The 16,151-nt window shown below is 58.9% G+C and carries 17 protein-coding genes; 9 read left to right on the top strand and 8 right to left on the bottom strand.

Annotated elements, in window-relative coordinates; all coding sequences use genetic code 11:
• The gene (locus tag J3352_RS07880) at positions 1–1,557 is read right to left on the bottom strand and encodes a glycoside hydrolase family 28 protein (protein WP_156066533.1); all 1,557 of its coding nucleotides are present in this window, start codon (positions 1,555–1,557) and stop codon (positions 1–3) included.
• Between the two features lie 99 nt (positions 1,558–1,656).
• Between J3352_RS07880 and J3352_RS07875 the strand changes: the two genes are divergently transcribed.
• A complete protein-coding gene (locus J3352_RS07875; protein ID WP_156064903.1) occupies positions 1,657–2,472 on the top strand; it encodes a helix-turn-helix domain-containing protein in 816 nt (271 codons plus the stop codon).
• Positions 2,473–2,551: 79 nt separating this feature from the next.
• Here J3352_RS07875 and J3352_RS07870 read toward each other — a convergent pair whose 3' ends face one another.
• From J3352_RS07870 to J3352_RS07850, 5 genes are all read right to left on the bottom strand, one after another.
• Complete coding sequence (locus J3352_RS07870) at positions 2,552–3,409, bottom strand: carbohydrate ABC transporter permease (RefSeq protein ID WP_005934944.1); 858 nt, start codon at positions 3,407–3,409, stop codon at positions 2,552–2,554.
• A gap of 11 nt (positions 3,410–3,420) precedes the next feature.
• Positions 3,421–4,347, bottom strand: coding sequence for a carbohydrate ABC transporter permease (locus J3352_RS07865; RefSeq protein WP_005934943.1), 927 nt, complete (start codon positions 4,345–4,347; stop codon positions 3,421–3,423).
• Between the two features lie 164 nt (positions 4,348–4,511).
• Complete coding sequence (locus J3352_RS07860) at positions 4,512–5,882, bottom strand: ABC transporter substrate-binding protein (RefSeq protein WP_005934941.1); 1,371 nt, start codon at positions 5,880–5,882, stop codon at positions 4,512–4,514.
• Between the two features lie 542 nt (positions 5,883–6,424).
• Positions 6,425–7,033 (bottom strand): thymidine kinase, encoded by a 609-nt coding sequence (locus tag J3352_RS07855; RefSeq protein WP_005934938.1) that lies wholly within the window; start codon positions 7,031–7,033, stop codon positions 6,425–6,427.
• Positions 7,034–7,125: 92 nt separating this feature from the next.
• On the bottom strand, positions 7,126–7,767 hold the full coding sequence (locus tag J3352_RS07850) for a redox-sensing transcriptional repressor Rex (protein WP_005934937.1): 642 nt from the start codon (positions 7,765–7,767) through the stop codon (positions 7,126–7,128).
• Between the two features lie 253 nt (positions 7,768–8,020).
• Here J3352_RS07850 and J3352_RS07845 point away from each other — a divergent pair, with 253 nt between their 5' ends.
• The gene (locus J3352_RS07845; protein WP_156059747.1) at positions 8,021–8,707 is read left to right on the top strand and encodes a ClpP family protease; all 687 of its coding nucleotides are present in this window, start codon (positions 8,021–8,023) and stop codon (positions 8,705–8,707) included.
• Positions 8,708–8,738: 31 nt separating this feature from the next.
• On the opposite strand, the gene J3352_RS07840 is transcribed toward J3352_RS07845, so the two are convergent.
• Positions 8,739–10,067, bottom strand: coding sequence for an MATE family efflux transporter (locus J3352_RS07840; protein ID WP_156066535.1), 1,329 nt, complete (start codon positions 10,065–10,067; stop codon positions 8,739–8,741).
• Between the two features lie 17 nt (positions 10,068–10,084).
• On the bottom strand, positions 10,085–10,996 hold the full coding sequence (locus tag J3352_RS07835) for a pyridoxal-phosphate dependent enzyme (protein WP_005934933.1): 912 nt from the start codon (positions 10,994–10,996) through the stop codon (positions 10,085–10,087).
• Between the two features lie 296 nt (positions 10,997–11,292).
• Between J3352_RS07835 and J3352_RS07830 the strand changes: the two genes are divergently transcribed.
• The 7 genes from J3352_RS07830 to J3352_RS07800 all read left to right on the top strand — a co-directional run bounded on the left by J3352_RS07830 (position 11,293) and on the right by J3352_RS07800 (position 16,151).
• On the top strand, positions 11,293–11,676 hold the full coding sequence (locus tag J3352_RS07830) for a sigma factor-like helix-turn-helix DNA-binding protein (RefSeq protein WP_035394754.1): 384 nt from the start codon (positions 11,293–11,295) through the stop codon (positions 11,674–11,676).
• A 31-nt stretch (positions 11,677–11,707) separates the two neighbouring features.
• Positions 11,708–13,063 carry a signal recognition particle protein gene (ffh, locus tag J3352_RS07825; protein ID WP_005934930.1) on the top strand — a complete coding sequence of 452 codons (1,356 nt, stop codon included), beginning with the start codon at positions 11,708–11,710 and terminating at the stop codon, positions 13,061–13,063.
• An 85-nt stretch (positions 13,064–13,148) separates the two neighbouring features.
• Positions 13,149–13,391: a 30S ribosomal protein S16 gene (rpsP, locus tag J3352_RS07820; protein ID WP_035394752.1), complete on the top strand. Its 243-nt coding sequence runs from the start codon at positions 13,149–13,151 to the stop codon at positions 13,389–13,391.
• Between the two features lie 16 nt (positions 13,392–13,407).
• The gene (locus J3352_RS07815) at positions 13,408–13,641 is read left to right on the top strand and encodes a KH domain-containing protein (RefSeq protein WP_005934928.1); all 234 of its coding nucleotides are present in this window, start codon (positions 13,408–13,410) and stop codon (positions 13,639–13,641) included.
• Positions 13,642–13,854: 213 nt separating this feature from the next.
• Positions 13,855–14,391, top strand: a complete 537-nt coding sequence (gene rimM / locus J3352_RS07810; protein ID WP_035393747.1) for a ribosome maturation factor RimM — start codon at positions 13,855–13,857, stop codon at positions 14,389–14,391.
• A gap of 3 nt (positions 14,392–14,394) precedes the next feature.
• Positions 14,395–15,627 carry a tRNA (guanosine(37)-N1)-methyltransferase TrmD gene (gene trmD, locus J3352_RS07805; protein WP_156066537.1) on the top strand — a complete coding sequence of 411 codons (1,233 nt, stop codon included), beginning with the start codon at positions 14,395–14,397 and terminating at the stop codon, positions 15,625–15,627.
• 260 nt (positions 15,628–15,887) lie between these two features.
• Positions 15,888–16,151, top strand: a complete 264-nt coding sequence (locus J3352_RS07800) for an HPr family phosphocarrier protein (RefSeq protein ID WP_005920365.1) — start codon at positions 15,888–15,890, stop codon at positions 16,149–16,151.

The raw sequence follows: 16,151 nt of genomic DNA, 5'->3' as shown, positions 1-16,151 counted from the left end.
TCAGTCCTCCTCGAAATGGCCGACATTGGCAAAGCGCAGGCGCTCGCCCTCGTAGCCGGTGATCTTGACGTTGTGCAGGTCGATCTCCTTGACGTTCTCCGCGTAGATGGCCAGCTTTTTCACGTTGGGGCGGTTGTCCGCCATGGCGGCCTGACCGGCTTCGGCGTTGGGGTCAAAGGTGATGGTGACATTCTTCATGGAGACGCGCTCGATGGGCTGCTCAGGCAGGCCGTCGAAGTAGCAGCCCGCGAACTGTGCGTCGGTGGCCACGATATCCTCCATGGTCAGGCTGCCCAGCTTGGGGGTGTACTCATCCACCGGCATGGCATCGCGGCACTGGACATAGGGGCTGTGACCGTCCGGGTCACAGAAATAGAACATGTTGATGACAAAGGGAGCCTTGACACCGCGCATCTCCACGTTACGGAACACCAGCCCGTCGATGACGGCGGTGTTGCCGCGGCCGCGCCGGGTCTTGACCCGCAGGCCGCGGTCGGTGTGGTCCATCAGGCACTGGGTCACCACCATATCCTTCACGCCGCCGCTCATCTCGCTGCCGATGACGATGCCGCCATGGCCTTTGTCCAGCAGGCAGTTCCGGATCACAGTGTGCGCACAGCTCTTTTTCAGCTTCATGCCCAGGAACACTTTGCTGGCTTTCATGGCAATGCAGTCGTCACCCACGTGGATGTTCGCACCGATGATGCGGATGTACTCGCAGCTCTCGGGGTCGATGCCGTCGGTGTTGGGGGCGTTGTAGGGATTGTTGATGTTGAAGTTCAGCAGATCCAGATGCTTGACGAAGATGGGGTGGATGGTCCAGGAGTAGCTGTTCTGCACCGTGATGCCGTGCAGGCAGACGTTCTCACTGTCCACCGCGGCCACCGCGCGGGGCCGCCATGCGATCCGCTTGACCTTCTGGTTGATCCACCAGTCGCCGTTCTGGGCATCGCAGTCCAGGGTGCCCTCGCCGGTCACCACCACGTCGTGCACCTGCGTGATGTTCAGCAGGCCGGCAAAGCTGTCCAGCGGGTTGCCCTCCCAGCCGGTCAGATAATATTCATCCACCTCGTTCTCACTGGGGATGACACCGGGCAGGATGGGGTAGTGGGTGCGGTCGTTGTCGCCCAGCAGCACAGCGCCCTTTTCCAGGTAGAGGGTGGTGCAGCTCTTCATAAACAGGCTGGAGGTGCGGTAGCGCCCGGCAGGCACATAGACCGTGCCGCCCTTGGGGCAGGTGGAAAGGGCGGCCTGCAGCTTGCCGGTGTTGTCGGTGGTGCCATCGGCCACCAGGCCGTAGCGGGATGCGTCCACAAAGAAGGTCTCGGTCTCGGTGGTGAAATCGAGGGTCAGGGTCTCGCCCTCAGCCTGTACGGCAACCGTGTAGGGGGTGCCGGGCAGCAGGCTGAACAGGGAGAACACGTTGGTCTCGCAGGCGGTGTAAACGGTCTCACCGTTCAGCTGAACGGTGAAGGGATGCGCCGGACGATAGCACAGGCCGTTTTCCAGCTCGAACACGGCACTGCGGGTCATGGAACGGATCAGGGAAAGCTTCATAAACAGGATGCCTCCTTGGATGTTGAAAGATTTATGGGTTGCCCGCAGGTGGCGGGCATGGTACACTGAGGAAAAGAAACTGTTGAATGGGGTGTGCGGATGAAAGCGGAACGGGAAAAATGGAGCGGCCGGGTAACGGCAAAGGCGCTGCGGTTCCAGACCGGCCAGTATGAGCTGGCTGAGGAGGAGGAAATCTGCCGGATCATTCTGGTGTCCGGCGGCAGCTTTACGCTGGTGCGGGGCGGCGAGAGCCTGCTGGTGAACCCGGGCTGTGTGTTGCTGCTGGGCCCCGGCGGGGGCCTGCTGCAGCAGGCGGGCCACATTGCCCCTGAGCTCATCGGCTGCCGGTTTCCGGCGGGCGTTCTCCCGGTGCTCAAGAACCTGATGCAGCGGGATTTCATGGCGCTGTTTGAGCCGGGAGAACAAACGGCCCTGTACGGCCCGGTGCAGTGGTCAGGCCGCCTGCGCACCCTGTTGGGCATGATGCAAAGCGCCGAGAGCGAGCCGGAAAGCCCCGGTATGATCTATCTGGCCCTCATCCTGCACTATGTGGAGCAGGAGTGCCGCAGTGAAAAGCAGGACATCCGCCCCCGCAACGAGACGGTGGAGCAGATCTGCGCTTACCTTGCAGCCAACTACCAGCAGAAATTTTCCCTGACAGATGTGGCTGCGCGGTTCTACCTGTCGCCCTATTACCTGAGTCGGCTGTTCCGGCGGGTCACGGGCCAGTCCATTGTGGATTACATCAATGGCCGCCGCATTGAGGCTGCCCAGCGCCTGCTGGAGAGCACCGACCTGAACATCAGCGCTGTGGCCGAGCAGACCGGCTTTGCCTCCGCCGCCCATTTCCGCCGCGTGTTCCGCGAGACGATGGGAACGGGGCCGCTGCAATACCGCAAAAGTCACCGCGGATAAGAGCAACGCCCCCTGTGCTGCGCACAGGGGGCGTTGCTTATTCATCGAAAGTCAATGGTTCTGTCCGCAGAGGGGGTGCTTAGCCCTTGACAGCACCGGCGGAGATACCTTCGACGAACTGATCCTGTGCACAGAAGAAAACAATCAGCTGCGGCAGGATGGAGATCAGGGACAGGGCCAGGATACGGTTCCAGGCAAAGCCGGTATCACCGTCCATGGACAGCTTGACGAACAGGGACATGGGGTACTTTGCAGGGGTCTGCACGTAAAGCAGGGGGCCCATGAAGTCGTTGCAGCTCCACATGAACTGGAACAGTGCGCAGGACACCAGAGCGGGCATCAGCATGGGGACAATGACCTTGTACAGGGTCTGGAAGGAGTTGCAGCCATCAATGGCGGCAGCCTCGTCCAGATCGCGCGGGACATTGCGCATGAACTGCACCAGCTGGTAAACAAAGTAGGTCTCAGTTGCAAATGCAGTGTGGACCCAGATGGCCAGATAGAACGGGCTGTTGACCCAGCCGAACTTGGTGTATAGCAGGAACTGAGGAACGTTCAGAACGACCTGAGGCAGGAACAGGGTGGCCAGCATGATGCTGAACAGGATCTTCCGGCCCGGGAAGTCGAAACGGCCAAAGCCGTAGGCTGCAATGCAGGAGGAGACCACCGTGCAGATGACCTTGGGCAGAACATAAGAATAAGTGTTCAGCATGGCCTGCAGGATGTTGATGGAACCGCCGAAGTTGTTCAGCGCGTTCTTGTAGCCCTCCAGGGTGGGGTTCTTGATCCACAGGCCGATGCCTGCAAAGATCTCGCTGTTGTCCTTAAAGGTAGCGCTGACCATCCACAGCAGGGGATAGATCATGATCAGGCCCACCAGGATCAGGACAAGATACTTAAAAAACGTCGCAATGGCGTTGGATGCTTTCATTCCCATACTGTCACACCTTACCTTTCATCCGAGTAGTAGACCCACTTCTTCTGGCTGGTGAAGGCGATGATCGTGAGGATGCAGACGATCACGAACATGATCCAGGCCAGAGCGGAAGCCATGCCCATCTGGTTGGACTTGAAGGCGTAGTTGTAAACCAGAATGGAGATCAGGGTGGTGGAGTTGCGCGGGCCGCCGTTGGTGATGATGAAGGGGCCGTTGAACTCCTGGAAAGCCTGGCAGATCTGAGTGACCAGGTTGTAGAAGATGATGGGGGTGATCATGGGAACAGTGATGGAGAAGAACTGCTTCCACTTACCGGCACCATCGATGGTGGCAGCCTCGTACAGGTCTGCAGGCACGCCCTTCAGGGCGGCCAGGAACAGCACCATGGCGGAGCCGAACTGCCAGATGCGCAGGAAGCAGATGATCCACAGCGCATAGTTGGGGTCGCTCAGCCAGGAGGGGCCCTGTGCGTGGCCGAAGGTGATGGCGCGGATGATGGTGTTGACCAGACCATCATCACGGAAAACAGCCTTCCACAGCACGGCGATGGCAACGGAGCCACCCAGAATGGACGGGATGTAGTAAACGGTACGGAACAGGTTCACGCAGGCGATCTTGAAGTTCAGGATGTATGCGATGAACAGAGCAAAGATCAGCTTCAGGGGCACGGTGATGAAGGCGTACTTGAAGGTGGTGACCAGAGCCTTGGTGACCTTGGCATCAGAGAAGGCGGTGACGTAGTTCATCACGCCGTACTGGTGGATGCCATTGAAGAAGTTCATGTCGGTGAAACTGTAATACAGCGACTGACCGAAGGGGATGGCCTTGAACACGATAAAGCCGATGATCCAGGGGATCAGGTAGATCAGACCCTGCCACTTATCCAGGAACTTCTGTGCGGGGGTACGCCCGAGAGAGGGCGCTTTGCTTTCTTTCATCCGGGGATCCTCCTTTGGTGAAAATCAGTGCAACAAACCTTATGTCACACTTTGGCAACAGATTTGTCAGAAAATTGTAACCTGTGCCTGAGAAAAAAGGGGCATCGGGCCTACGGGTGGACGATGCCCCTGATATGTAATTTGACTCAGGTCAGCAAAGAAGATCAGACAGTGTAGCCAACAGCAGACATGCCGTCCAGCAGAACGTCAACAACATCTGCGCCGCTCTTGTTGTCGTAGTCAACGGTATCGAACACTTCCTGATAGGTGCCGGTGCCGGTAGCCTTCAAATCGGAAGACTCGAACAGGGGATCCAGCTGGCAGGAAACAAAGCTCATGACCTTGCCGTTTGCCTCAGCGACCAGCTCGTTGATCTTACCGGCAGCCTGAGCGGTAGCCAGACCAGCCTTGGAAGCGGGGATGCCGCACTCGGAACCCATGATGGCAGCGCCGTCGCCGTTCCACAGGTACTCGATCAGGGTAGCAGCCTCAGCGGGGTTCTTGCAGGTCTTGGTGATGGCCATGCCCATGGAGACCTTGGAGAAGCCGCCGTTGTAATCGCCGAACTTGATCTCCTCACCAACGGTGAAGCCGGGCTTGTTCTCCTCGTCCAGAGCGTCCTGGTACTTGGAAGCAGCGGAATCCCACTCGAAGATGCCGGCGATCTTGCCGGTGATCCACTCGTTGGACTGGTGGGTAGCACCGTCGCCGTTTGCACCGTAGTAGGTGGGCAGCGGCATGATGACGTGGCCGTCGACCAGGCTCTTGATGAAGTCGATGCCCTCGGCGATCTCGTCAGCGGTGTAGTTCAGGGTAGAGGTGGTGGGATCTGCCCAGTCCTTGCCGTACTTGGACTCGAGGTAGAACACCATCAGGATCATACGGTCGTATGCGCCCAGGTGCAGGGGATAGTAATCATCGCCCAACTTCTCCTGGAAAGCCTTGCCTGCTGCAAACAGGTCATCCTCAGTGGCGGGAACCTCGGTGATGCCAGCCTTGTTAAAGGTGGTCATGTTCCAGTAGAAGATACGGCCGGTCATGGAGATGGGCACGCACTGCTGTGCATTTGCAACGTTGCAGGCACCCAGCTTTGCGTCGTCCCACTGGGACATATCCAGGTAATCGGTGACGCTGTTCAGATCCAGGAAGGTCTGGCCGTTGCCGGAGTAGTTGTACAGCCAGTTCCAGTTGATCTGGCAGACATCCTCAGCCACGCCGCCTGCAAACTTGGTGGACATGGTGTCCTCCCAGCCGGACCATGCAGCGAAGGTGGGGTTGACGGTGATGGTGGTGTGCTCAGCAGAGAAAGCCTTCAGGGCCTCCTGATAAGCGTTGTGGCGGGACTCGCCGCCCCACCAGCTCATGGTCAGGGTAACGGGATCGCTGCTCAGGCCAGCCACAGAAGCAGCCTCGGCTGCGGAAGAAGCGGTGCTGGAAGCAGCGCCGCCATTGCCGCCGCAGGCAGCCAGCAGACCAGCTGCACCAACAGCACCGGTGACCTTCAGGAAATCACGACGGGAAATTGCCTTGCTCATTGTTGTTCTCCTCCTAATAAATCAAAAAACATCGAGCGGGCCTTTCTGCACAAGGCTCGTTGTATACAAATATGATAACAAAAGGGATGGGAAAAAGAAAGATGTAAATTGAAGTGATACGGACAAAAAACGAACAAATATTGCTCTCGTGATTTGCAGCGATTTGACGGCATTGCCGAAATGAATAAACTTGGAGCGAAAAAATATGCAATCTGCATAATTGGATAGATTGCATAGAAACGGGCCGAGAGAGTGTAGCAGAACCTCTAAAATTGCAATAGTATTGTAACTTGTTGCGAAATTGACGGTATAATGTTGTATACAACGTGTGAAAAAAGTGACGATATCGCTATTTTATAAACTGATATATCAATTGCGCAAAAAACGTTCGCAGTGGGATACAACTGATATATCACTTCAAAAGAGGACGAGCAAAAAAGAGCGCTGCCCGGCTGGGCAGCGCTCTGAAAACTGTAAAAATCTTTTGGGAGATCTGGGATCTCACGCAGGAGAGGGCTCCTGTGCCTGCCGGAGATCGACACTTACTGTGCGTTCCGTTTGGCGTAAAACGCCCGCCGTGCCTTGAAATAGCACTGGGGGCACATGCTGACGTACTGCACATCGTTTTCCAGATCGATGGCGACCTGCTCGCCCTCAAAGACGAACTCCCCATTGACCCTGCGGCAGTTGCAGGTGGCCTTGCGCCCGCAGGTGCAGATGGTCTTCATCTCCTCAATGGTGTGGGCCAGCTCCAGCAGACGGGTGGAGCCGGGGAAGCCCTTGAGGGAGAAGTCTGACCGCAGGCCGTAGCAGATGACCGGGATGTTCAGGTCTACCGTGACCATGAACAGCTGCTCGGCCTGTGCCGGGGTAAAGAACTGGCTCTCGTCGCAGAGAACACAGGCCAGCGGCTGTTCCCCGGCAGAAGCGGCGCGCACGGCCTCGAACACATCCACCTCGGGCGGGATGAGCAGGTCGGCCCTGCGGCGCACGCCCAGGCGGCTGACCAGCTCGCCGCCGCCCTTGGTGTCCACCTGGGGCTTCAGGATCAGCACCCGCATCCCCTGCTCTTCGTAGTTGTGGGCCACCTGCATCAGCGCGGTGCTTTTGCCGCTGTTCATGGCACCGTATCGGAAGTATAGCTTCGCCATAGTTGCTCTCCTCATAAAAAGGCAACCCTCTCTGCTCGTTCGGGGGGAGAGGGCTGCCTGTTTTCTGTGATATGTTATGAATAGATGTTAGATCAGTCCTGATTGCGCAGGCGGTAACCCAGGCTCATCAGGCTGTCGCCCAGGTGGACGTTCTCCACCACCACTTCGGGGTAGGGCACCGACAGGTCATAGTGGGAGAAGTTCCAGAAGCCTTTGATGCCCAGCTCGACCAGCCGGCCGCTGAGCTCCTCCGCACCGCTGCGGGGCACACAGAACACAGCCACCTCAGGCTTATGCTCTGCGCAGAAGGCCTCCAGCTCGTCAACGTGTAAGATCTGGATGCCGTTGATCTCTTTGCCCACCTCGCTGGGGGAATTGTCAAAGGCGGCGATCAGCTTGTAGCCGTTGGTGTCGGTGGTGATGAAGCGGCTGACTGCCTTGCCCAACCGGCCGCAGCCGATGAGGATGGTGGGCAGCAGGTCACCGTTGCCGAACAGCAGATGCTCCAGGATGGAAAGCAGGTTCTCCACCGAGTAGCCGATGCCCTGGCGGCCGTTCACGTCGCCGATGCAGTTGAAATCCTGCCGCACCTGAGAGGCCGTGGTGCCCATCTGGGCGGCCAGCTCGCGGGAGGAGATGCTGGTGATGCCGTCGTTCTTCAGCGTCCGCAGGTAGCGGTAGTACTTGGGCAGGCGCTTGATCACCGGAAGGGAAGCTTTGCCGGGATTGTTCATGGAAATGGTTCTCCTTTCATCCAAAGGGAATGCCGGTCTCTTTGCACCCTGCAAGGTGCACCGGCGATTAAGACAGTTTCTGAACAATAATGATATATACTTGTCAATCTTATTCTTAGTATAAAGTATACTGCAATGAGACAGAATGTCAAATCCTCTGGGCCAATTTTTTTCAAAGTAAAGAAATCTTAGCCGCCGCATATTGCTTCGATCCCCGGGAACACTGAAAAAAACACCCTGAGGAGGAGCCAACATGCCGGAATATGAAAAGGAAACCACCGAACAGCAGCGGCTGGAGAAAGAGCAGCTGGAAGATCTGGGCACGGTGTGGCGCACCCGCGGCCCCCATGCCATCCACTGCCTGACCGTGATCGGCCAGATCGAGGGCCATGTGGAGGCCCCGCAGGGCCAGAAGACCACCAAGTATGAGCATGTGATCCCGCAGCTGGTGGCAGTGCAGGAGGACCCCGCTGTGGAGGGCCTGCTGGTGCTCATCAATACTGTGGGCGGGGACGTGGAGGCCGGGTTGGCGCTGGCAGAACTCATTGCCAGCATCTCAAAGCCCAGTGCCACGGTCGTGCTGGGCGGGGGCCACTCCATCGGCATCCCGCTGGCAGTCAGCGCCCGGCGCAGCTTTATCGTGCCCACGGCGACCATGACGGTGCACCCGGTCCGCCACTCTGGCATGATTTTGGGCGTGCCCCAGACCATGCGGTGGTTCGAGCAGATGCAGGAGCGCATCACCGGCTTTGTGGCGGGCCACAGCGGCATTACGGCAGCGCGCTACTCGGAGCTGATGCTCCGCACCGGTGAGCTGGTGATGGACGTGGGCACCATGCTGGACGGCAAAAAGGCCGTAAAGGAGAAGCTCATCGATCAGCTGGGCGGCATCTCTGATGCACTGGACTGGCTGTACCGGGAGATCGAGCGGGCAGAGTGAGAGCACGAGTCTGCCCGGGGCGGTGTCAGGCTTACAGTTCGCCCTTCCGCAGATACTTCACCATCATGGGGGCTTCATAGACCAGCATGAGGATCCAGCCCACAACATAGCTGTACGGCAGGGCCTCGATATCCATTTTCATCAGCAGCACAAAGACGGCAGCGGCCGCCACACGGCCTGCCATGTTGAGCGTGCTGCTGTTCAGGGTGATCTTAAGGTCGCCCAGGCCGCGGAAGCCGCCCTGGATGCCGTTGGTCAGCGAGGGCATCAGGTAGAACAGGGAGACCAGCTTCAAAAAGCGCACTCCCAGATGTACCACGGCGGCATCGGTGACGAAGAGCCGGATGATGGGCTCGGCAAAGAAGAAGCAGACAGCGGTGATAAAAATGGCGTAGAGGAACTCCAGCTTCAGGCCGCAGAAGAAGCTGGCGCGGACACGCTCTTTTTTGCTTGCACCGCGGTTCTGGGCCATCAGGGTGGTGGTGGCATGGCCGATGTTCTGCTGGGGCACATAGGCAAAGTCATCGATGCGGCCTGCGGCGGCAAAGGCTGCCATGGCGTTGACCCCCATGGTGTTCACGATGGCCTGAATGGCGATCTTGCCCAGCTGAACGGTGGCCTGCTGCATGGCGCTGGTCCAGCCGTAGCTGATGGTCTTTTTCAGCAGCGAGGAGTCAAAAATGAACCAGCGCCTGCCCAGCTGCAACACAGGGACCTTCCAGCGGATATAGATCAGGCAGAACACGCAGCAGAGCGCTTCGCTCAGCACGGTGGAAAGGGCACAGCCCTCGGAGCCCCAATTCAGCACCTCAACAAAGAACAGGTCGCCGCCGATGTTCAGCACCGAACTGATCATCAGGAAGTACAGCGCGCTTTTGCTGTCGCCCAGCGCGCGCATGGTGGCGGCGAGGAAATTATAGAAGAAGGTGAACAGCAGCCCGCCGAACACGATGCGCAGGTAGTTCACAGCGATGGGAAGGATCTCTTCCGGCACCTGCAGCAGACGGAGCAGCGGATTTGCCAAAATCACACAGGTCAGCGAGAACACCAGAGAAAAGACGGAGCCTGCAATGGCGGTGGTGGAGACCTGACGCTCCACCAGCTCGGTGTTGCCTGCCCCGAACGCCAGGCTGACAAGGATGCCTGCACCCAGGCAGACACCGTTGATGAACAAAATCGCCAGCGTCATCAGCGGGTTGGAGGTGCCCACGGCGGCAAGGGCATCCTCGCCCACGAATTTGCCGACAATGATGCTGTCTACGGCGTTATAGGTCAGCTGAAACAGGTTGCCCAGCACAAGGGGAATGGTGAAATTGACCAGCAGCGGTGTGATCGGGCCGGTCGTCATATCCTTGGTCATTTGGAACTCTCTTTTCTTTATAGATTAAATGCCTGCCGTCCGCTGAAGATAGCCAGCGCCGAGCGGCTGGTGCCGGTGGCAATCAGCTGTGCGGCGGCGTGGAGGGCTGCACCGGCGGCAGGGGAGGCGGGAATGGCATCGGTGGCGAGGACCCGCTGTGCAGCGCGGTTGGCATCGGTGCTGGTAACGGCGGCTACATTATCCACAACATAGGCGTTGTAATTGCCCGGCACGATGCCGTAGCCGATATCCGGGATGCCGTGCCCGCCGGTGAAGCCGCCGCCCAGAGCCTGATTCTCAAAGGGCTCCACGGCCACGATGCGGACATCGTTGGTCCAGGCCTTGATGGTCTCGCCTACGCCGGTGATGGTGCCCGCGCTGCCCACGCCGACCGTGATGGTGTCCACGAGACTGCGGCCCTCCCGGGAGATGGCCTGCACGATGGCGGGGCCGGTCACCCGGCGATGGTATTCGGGGTTATCGTCGTTGGCGAGCCAGTTCATATAGTACCAGCCCTTTTCGGCGGCGGTGGTCTCTGCCAGCGCCCGGGCCCCCGCAAGGCCCCGCTGTGCGGGGGAATGCAGGATCTGTGCCCCCAGCCGGAGCAGGTATTCCTGCCGCAGGGCCGGGGCATCCTCCGGCATGGTCAGAACCACAGGGTGTCCCGCCGTCCGCCCGGCAAGGGCCAGCGCCATGGCAAAGGAGCCGGAGGCCGCTTCAATGATGGGCTGGCCCGGGAGCAGCTTGTGCTTTTCCGCCGCAAGGGCCAGCATCCCCTCGGCCACCGAATCGCGGGACGTGCCGGTGGGCCCATTATAATCAAGGTAAGCATACAGCCGCCCTTTGAGCCCGCAGGCGGCAAGATAGCCCCGCAGCTCCACGATCGGACAGGGGACCAGGGTCTGGTAGATGTTTGGATAGATTGCCACGAAATTCCTCCCTTACGCAAACCTGAGCAGTCAGCACAGAACTGTCTGCCATGCCAAGGGCTCCCCTGTTAGGGGAGCTGGCAAAGCCATCAGGCCTAGACTGAGAGGTTTAATATCTATAAGGTAGCGCATCCTGTGCCCAGCGTCAAGCCGCAATTGGACAAAATGGAGAAAAAACTGCCGAAAAATCAGCAGAGTGATGGAAAAAAGCCTTGACAAGGAAAAGAATGTCTGCTATACTCCGTATGTAAAGCAAATGAACTTTACAACAAACGGAGGTCAGGGCAGAACGCATCATGGCAAAAGACTTTGAAATGGGCTATCTGCTCGATTTTTATGGCGAGGTGCTCACGCCCAAGCAGCGCGAGATGCTGAACCAGTATTACAACGACGACCTCTCCCTCAGTGAAATCGGGGAAAACTTCGGGATCACCCGTCAGGGCGCACGGGATGCCATCAAGCATGGCGAGACCACTCTGAAAGAGCTGGAAGCCAAGGTCGGCTTTGCAGGCCGCTACCGCCGGGTGCAGGAAAAGCTGGAGGAGCTGGAACAGCTGGTCATTGACGCGCGGTTCGAGTGCACCGGCCCTTATGCCAGGCTCACCACCACTGAGTATGCAGCGACGCTGAACAAGATGCTGGGGCTGATCCGCTCCATCGACGAAGTCAACGAGAGCTGACACCATTACTATTTTGAGAGGAGCACCGAACATGGCATTTGAATCTTTGACCGACCGCCTTGCCGGTGTGTTCAAAAAGCTGCGCGGCCACGGCAAGCTGACCGAGGCCGACATCAAAGCCGCCATGCGCGAGGTGCGGATGGCCCTGCTGGAAGCCGATGTCAACTACAAGGTTGCCAAGGATTTCTGTGCCAAGGTCTCCGAGCGTGCCATGGGTCAGGAGGTCATGGAGAGCCTGACCCCCGCCCAGCAGGTGGTCAAGATCGTCAACGAGGAGCTCGTTGCCCTGATGGGCGGCGAGGAAGCCCCCCGCCTGATCGTCAAGAACAAGGGTCAGACCATCATCATGCTCTGCGGCCTGCAGGGCAACGGTAAAACGACCCACGCAGCCAAGCTTGCCAAATACTTCATCAAGCAGGGCCGCCGCCCCATGCTGGTGGCCTGCGATATCTACCGCCCCGCCGCCATTGACCAGCTGCAGGTGGTGGGCGGGCAGGCAGGTGCACCCGTGTTCACGCTGCCGGGTGCCAAGCCCCCGGAGATCGCCCGCAAGGCGCTGGCCCACGCCAGGGATTACGGCAACGACATCGTGATCCTGGATACCGCCGGCCGTCTGCAGATCGACGAGGTCCTGATGCAGGAGCTCGTGCAGATCAAGGAAGCTGTCCCCGTGGACGAGACGCTGCTGGTGGTGGATGCCATGGCAGGTCAGGACGCTGTGAATGTTGCCAAGACCTTCAACGAGACGGTGGGCATCGACGGCATCATCCTGACCAAGACCGATGGTGATACCCGCGGCGGCGCGGCACTTTCGGTGCTGAGCGTCACCGGCAAGCCCATCAAGTTCCAGGGCACCGGCGAAAAGCTGGACGATCTGGAAGTGTTCCATCCCTCCCGCATGGCCAGCCGCATCCTGGGCATGGGCGATGTGCTGAGCCTCATTGAGAAGGCGCAGGATGCCGCCGATGAAAAGGCCGCAGAAGAGACCGCCCGGCGGATGATGGAAAACAAGTTCGATATGAACGACATGCTGGCCCAGTTTGCGCAGATCCGCAAGATGGGCGGTGCAGGTGCCATGCTGAGCATGATGCCCGGCATGTCCGGCATTGATGCCAGCCAGATCGACGAAAAAGCCTTTGACCGCATCGAGGCCATGATCTATTCCATGACCAAGGAAGAGCGTGAAAAGCCCTCCATCATCAACCCCAAGCGCAAGCGCCGCATTGCAGCGGGCAGCGGCACCCGGGTGGAGGATGTCAACAAGCTGCTCAAGCAGTTTGAGATGATGCAGAAGATGATGAAGCAGTTCAAGAAGAGCCCCAAGGGCTTTGCCCGCCGCCTGGGCGGCATGATGGGCAACCCCAATGCCTTCCGCGGCTTCAAATAACAATGGTATACACCCCGCAGGGGTTGTACAGATAGATTTAATCAAACCCCAAACGGGGCACAAACATTTTTGGAGGATATTTACCATGGCAGTTAAGATTCGTCTGCGCCGCGTTGGCGCTAAGAAGGCTCCCTTCTATCGTGTTGTTGTTGCTGACAGCCGCTTCCCCCGCGACGGCCGTTTCATCGAGGAGATCGGCACCTACGATCCCAACCAGGAGCCCTCTGAGGTGAAGATCGACGCTGAGAAGGCCAAGGCTTGGATCGCCAACGGCGCACAGCCCACCGATACCGTCCGCGTTCTGCTGAAGAAGTCCAACATTCTGTAAGTAGGAGGGCTGACTCATGCAGGAGCTGTTGCTGGCAGTTGCCCGCGGTCTCGTGGAGGACAAGGAAGCCGTCAAGGTCACGGTGGACGAGCCCCGCGAGGACGGCACCATCGTCTACCACCTGAGTGTGGCAGAGGGAGATATGGGCCGTGTCATCGGCAAGCAGGGCCGGATCGCAAAAGCCATTCGTGTGGTGATGCGCGCGGCTGCTGTGCGGGTCGATGAAAAGGTCCTTGTTGAGATCGACTGAGCACCCTACGGGCCCTTTGCCGCAAGGCAAGGGGCCTTTTTGTATTTATTAGGCAGCTCGCCCTCTCAGGCCGCTTCGCGTCCAGCTCCCCCAAAGGGGGAGCCCTTGGCAAAACCAGAAACTTTGTGGTGACTGCCAAGGCCTCTCCCCTCGGGAGAGGTGGCATTGCGTAGCAATGACGGAGAGGGTGAGGATGCTAAAGGAGTAAAAGCAATGCAGAAATACTTGGAAGCCGGCAAGGTGGTGACCACCCACGGTGTGCGCGGCGAGATGAAGCTGGAGCTGTGGTGTGACGGCGTGGCCTTTCTGAAAAAGGTGGGCCGCCTGTACACCACCCCCCAGGGCGGCAGGTGCTACAAGATCACCTCCATCCGCCCCCAGGGGCAGATGGCCCTGCTCCAGCTGGAAGGGGTCAGCGACATGGATGCCGCCCGTGCCCTGCGGGGGCAGGTGTTCTACTTTGACCGTGATGATGCCACCCTGCCTGCGGGCAAGTGGTATGTGGCCGACCTCATCGGGTGCGAAGTGCGGGATGCCGATACCGGCAAGGTGTACGGCGTGGTGACCAGCGTGGACCACCCCGGCGCACAGGATATCTACACCGTTAAGGCCCCCAGCGGCAAGGAATATATGTTCCCCGGGGTGGATGCCTTTTTGAAAGAGCGCAACCCGCCGGAGGGCTATCTCCTTGTCACCCCCATCCCGGGCCTGCTGGATGACGATTTTGACAGTGAGCGGGAGGAGGAGTGAGCCATGGGGATGCGTGTGGACATCGTGACCCTTTTTCCGGAGATGTGCCAGCAGGTGCTGGATTCCAGCATCATCGGCCGCGCTGCCAAAAAGGGATATATTGAGACCCACTGCCACCAGATCCGGGACTACACCCTGAATAAGCAGAAGCAGACCGACGACTATCCCTATGGCGGCGGCTGCGGCATGGTGCTCTATGCCCAGCCCATTGCCGACTGCCTGCGGGCAGTCCAGAAGGAAGTGCAGGAACAGGGACGGCCTGCGCCGCATATAGTATTCCTGACGGCAGGTGGGCAGCGCTATACCGAGGAGCACGCCCGGCGGCTGGCCCAGTACGACAACCTGACCCTGGTCTGCGGCCACTACGAGGGCATTGATGAGCGCGTGATCGATGCCTTTGCGGACGAGGAGATCTCCATCGGCGATTATATCCTCACCGGCGGCGAGCTGGCCAGCCTGGTGGTGGCAGACAGCGTCCTCCGCCTGAAACCCGGCGTTCTGGCTGAGCAGAAGGGCTACGAGGAGGAGAGCTACTGGGACGGCCTGCTGGAGTACCCCCAGTACACCCGGCCCGAGGTCTGGGAGGGCCGTGCTGTGCCGCCTGTCCTGCTGGAGGGCAACCACCAGAAGATCGATGCCTGGCGGGGGCAGCAGAGCCGGGAGCGCACCCGTCTGCGCCGCCCGGAGCTCTACGAGCAGTGGTGTGAGACCCATCCCCTGACCGAGATCCCCAAGTGGAAGCGGGGCGAGAATGTCCGGCTGGTCAAGACCGCCGAGCAGATGGAGGCTGCCGCAAAGCTGTTTGCGGAGGGCCGCCGGAGCATTTGTGCCGGGGGCTGGGTGCAGGAAGCGCTGGATGCCCTGACCCCGGAGATGTTCCTGCCGCAGCTGCAGCAGGAAAAGCAGGAAGGCTGGGTCTGCTACCTCCACTATACCAAGGATGTGCCGGATGCCACGGTCAGCGTACACCATAAGACCGGGCAGGTGGAGCACCTTTTTGTGACGGAGAGCGCCCGGGGCAGGGGCATCGGCCAGAAGATGTTGGATTTCGCCCGGAAGAAGCTGCCGGAGCATGAGCACCCGGTGCTTACGGTGCTGAACACCAACACCCGGGCACTGGCCCTTTACTGCCGCATGGGCTGGCAGGTAGTGGGCGCAAAGGAGAAATTCGACCCGGCCAAAGACCCGCTGGTGGTGCGCCCCAGTCAGGTGCTGGAAATGCGCTATCAGGGCTGAAAACAGGGTCGAACGGGCCGGGAAACTGTCGAAGGTCGAAAAAATGTTGAAAACTTTTGTATTACCCGGCCAACACTGGGGGAATAATTTTGTTATCTTTGTATAAAAGGTGAAAAAGACCCCCCTCATCATTGGGAAAACCGCCAAAAATGCGTTCTGGGGCTGTACATTGGTTTCGGCTTGCGCTAAAATAGGTACAACGCAACAGGCAAGAAACAAATCGAATTCCCGAGAACGATAATAGATAGGAGCGTTTTACTATGTACGTCAAAGAAGTTACCGTTGAAAATCAGGTTGGTCTGCACGCTCGTCCGGCTACCTTCTTTATCCAGAAGGCTAACGAGTTCAAGTCTTCCATCTGGGTCGAGAAGGAAGAGCGCCGCGTGAACGCTAAGAGCCTGCTGGGCGTTCTGTCTCTGGGCATCGTGGGCGGCACCACCATCCGCATCATCGCTGACGGCGCAGACGAGCAGGCTGCTGTTGATGGCCTGATCAAGCTGGTCGAGTCTGGCTTTGCAGAGTAA

Origin of the sequence: Faecalibacterium sp. Marseille-Q4164, assembly GCF_017377545.1 — a bacterium.
In the GTDB taxonomy this organism is placed as follows: Bacteria; Bacillota; Clostridia; order Oscillospirales; family Ruminococcaceae; genus Faecalibacterium; species Faecalibacterium duncaniae.
This window is presented reverse-complemented; position numbering and strand designations above follow the sequence as displayed.

What these genes read in the sequence shown, in the direction of transcription:
- J3352_RS07815 (WP_005934928.1), top strand. Translation starts at nt 13,408, where the DNA reads ATGCAGGAGCTGTTGCTGGCAGTTGCCCGCGGTCTCGTGGAGGACAAG.
- J3352_RS07870 (WP_005934944.1), bottom strand. Translation starts at nt 3,409, where the DNA reads ATGGGAATGAAAGCATCCAACGCCATTGCGACGTTTTTTAAGTATCTT.
- rimM (WP_035393747.1), top strand. Translation starts at nt 13,855, where the DNA reads ATGCAGAAATACTTGGAAGCCGGCAAGGTGGTGACCACCCACGGTGTG.
- J3352_RS07800 (WP_005920365.1), top strand. Translation starts at nt 15,888, where the DNA reads ATGTACGTCAAAGAAGTTACCGTTGAAAATCAGGTTGGTCTGCACGCT.
- J3352_RS07850 (WP_005934937.1), bottom strand. Translation starts at nt 7,767, where the DNA reads ATGAACAATCCCGGCAAAGCTTCCCTTCCGGTGATCAAGCGCCTGCCC.
- J3352_RS07840 (WP_156066535.1), bottom strand. Translation starts at nt 10,067, where the DNA reads ATGACCAAGGATATGACGACCGGCCCGATCACACCGCTGCTGGTCAAT.
- ffh (WP_005934930.1), top strand. Translation starts at nt 11,708, where the DNA reads ATGGCATTTGAATCTTTGACCGACCGCCTTGCCGGTGTGTTCAAAAAG.
- J3352_RS07880 (WP_156066533.1), bottom strand. Translation starts at nt 1,557, where the DNA reads ATGAAGCTTTCCCTGATCCGTTCCATGACCCGCAGTGCCGTGTTCGAG.
- J3352_RS07855 (WP_005934938.1), bottom strand. Translation starts at nt 7,033, where the DNA reads ATGGCGAAGCTATACTTCCGATACGGTGCCATGAACAGCGGCAAAAGC.
- J3352_RS07830 (WP_035394754.1), top strand. Translation starts at nt 11,293, where the DNA reads ATGGCAAAAGACTTTGAAATGGGCTATCTGCTCGATTTTTATGGCGAG.
- trmD (WP_156066537.1), top strand. Translation starts at nt 14,395, where the DNA reads ATGGGGATGCGTGTGGACATCGTGACCCTTTTTCCGGAGATGTGCCAG.
- J3352_RS07860 (WP_005934941.1), bottom strand. Translation starts at nt 5,882, where the DNA reads ATGAGCAAGGCAATTTCCCGTCGTGATTTCCTGAAGGTCACCGGTGCT.
- J3352_RS07865 (WP_005934943.1), bottom strand. Translation starts at nt 4,347, where the DNA reads ATGAAAGAAAGCAAAGCGCCCTCTCTCGGGCGTACCCCCGCACAGAAG.
- J3352_RS07845 (WP_156059747.1), top strand. Translation starts at nt 8,021, where the DNA reads ATGCCGGAATATGAAAAGGAAACCACCGAACAGCAGCGGCTGGAGAAA.
- rpsP (WP_035394752.1), top strand. Translation starts at nt 13,149, where the DNA reads ATGGCAGTTAAGATTCGTCTGCGCCGCGTTGGCGCTAAGAAGGCTCCC.
- J3352_RS07875 (WP_156064903.1), top strand. Translation starts at nt 1,657, where the DNA reads ATGAAAGCGGAACGGGAAAAATGGAGCGGCCGGGTAACGGCAAAGGCG.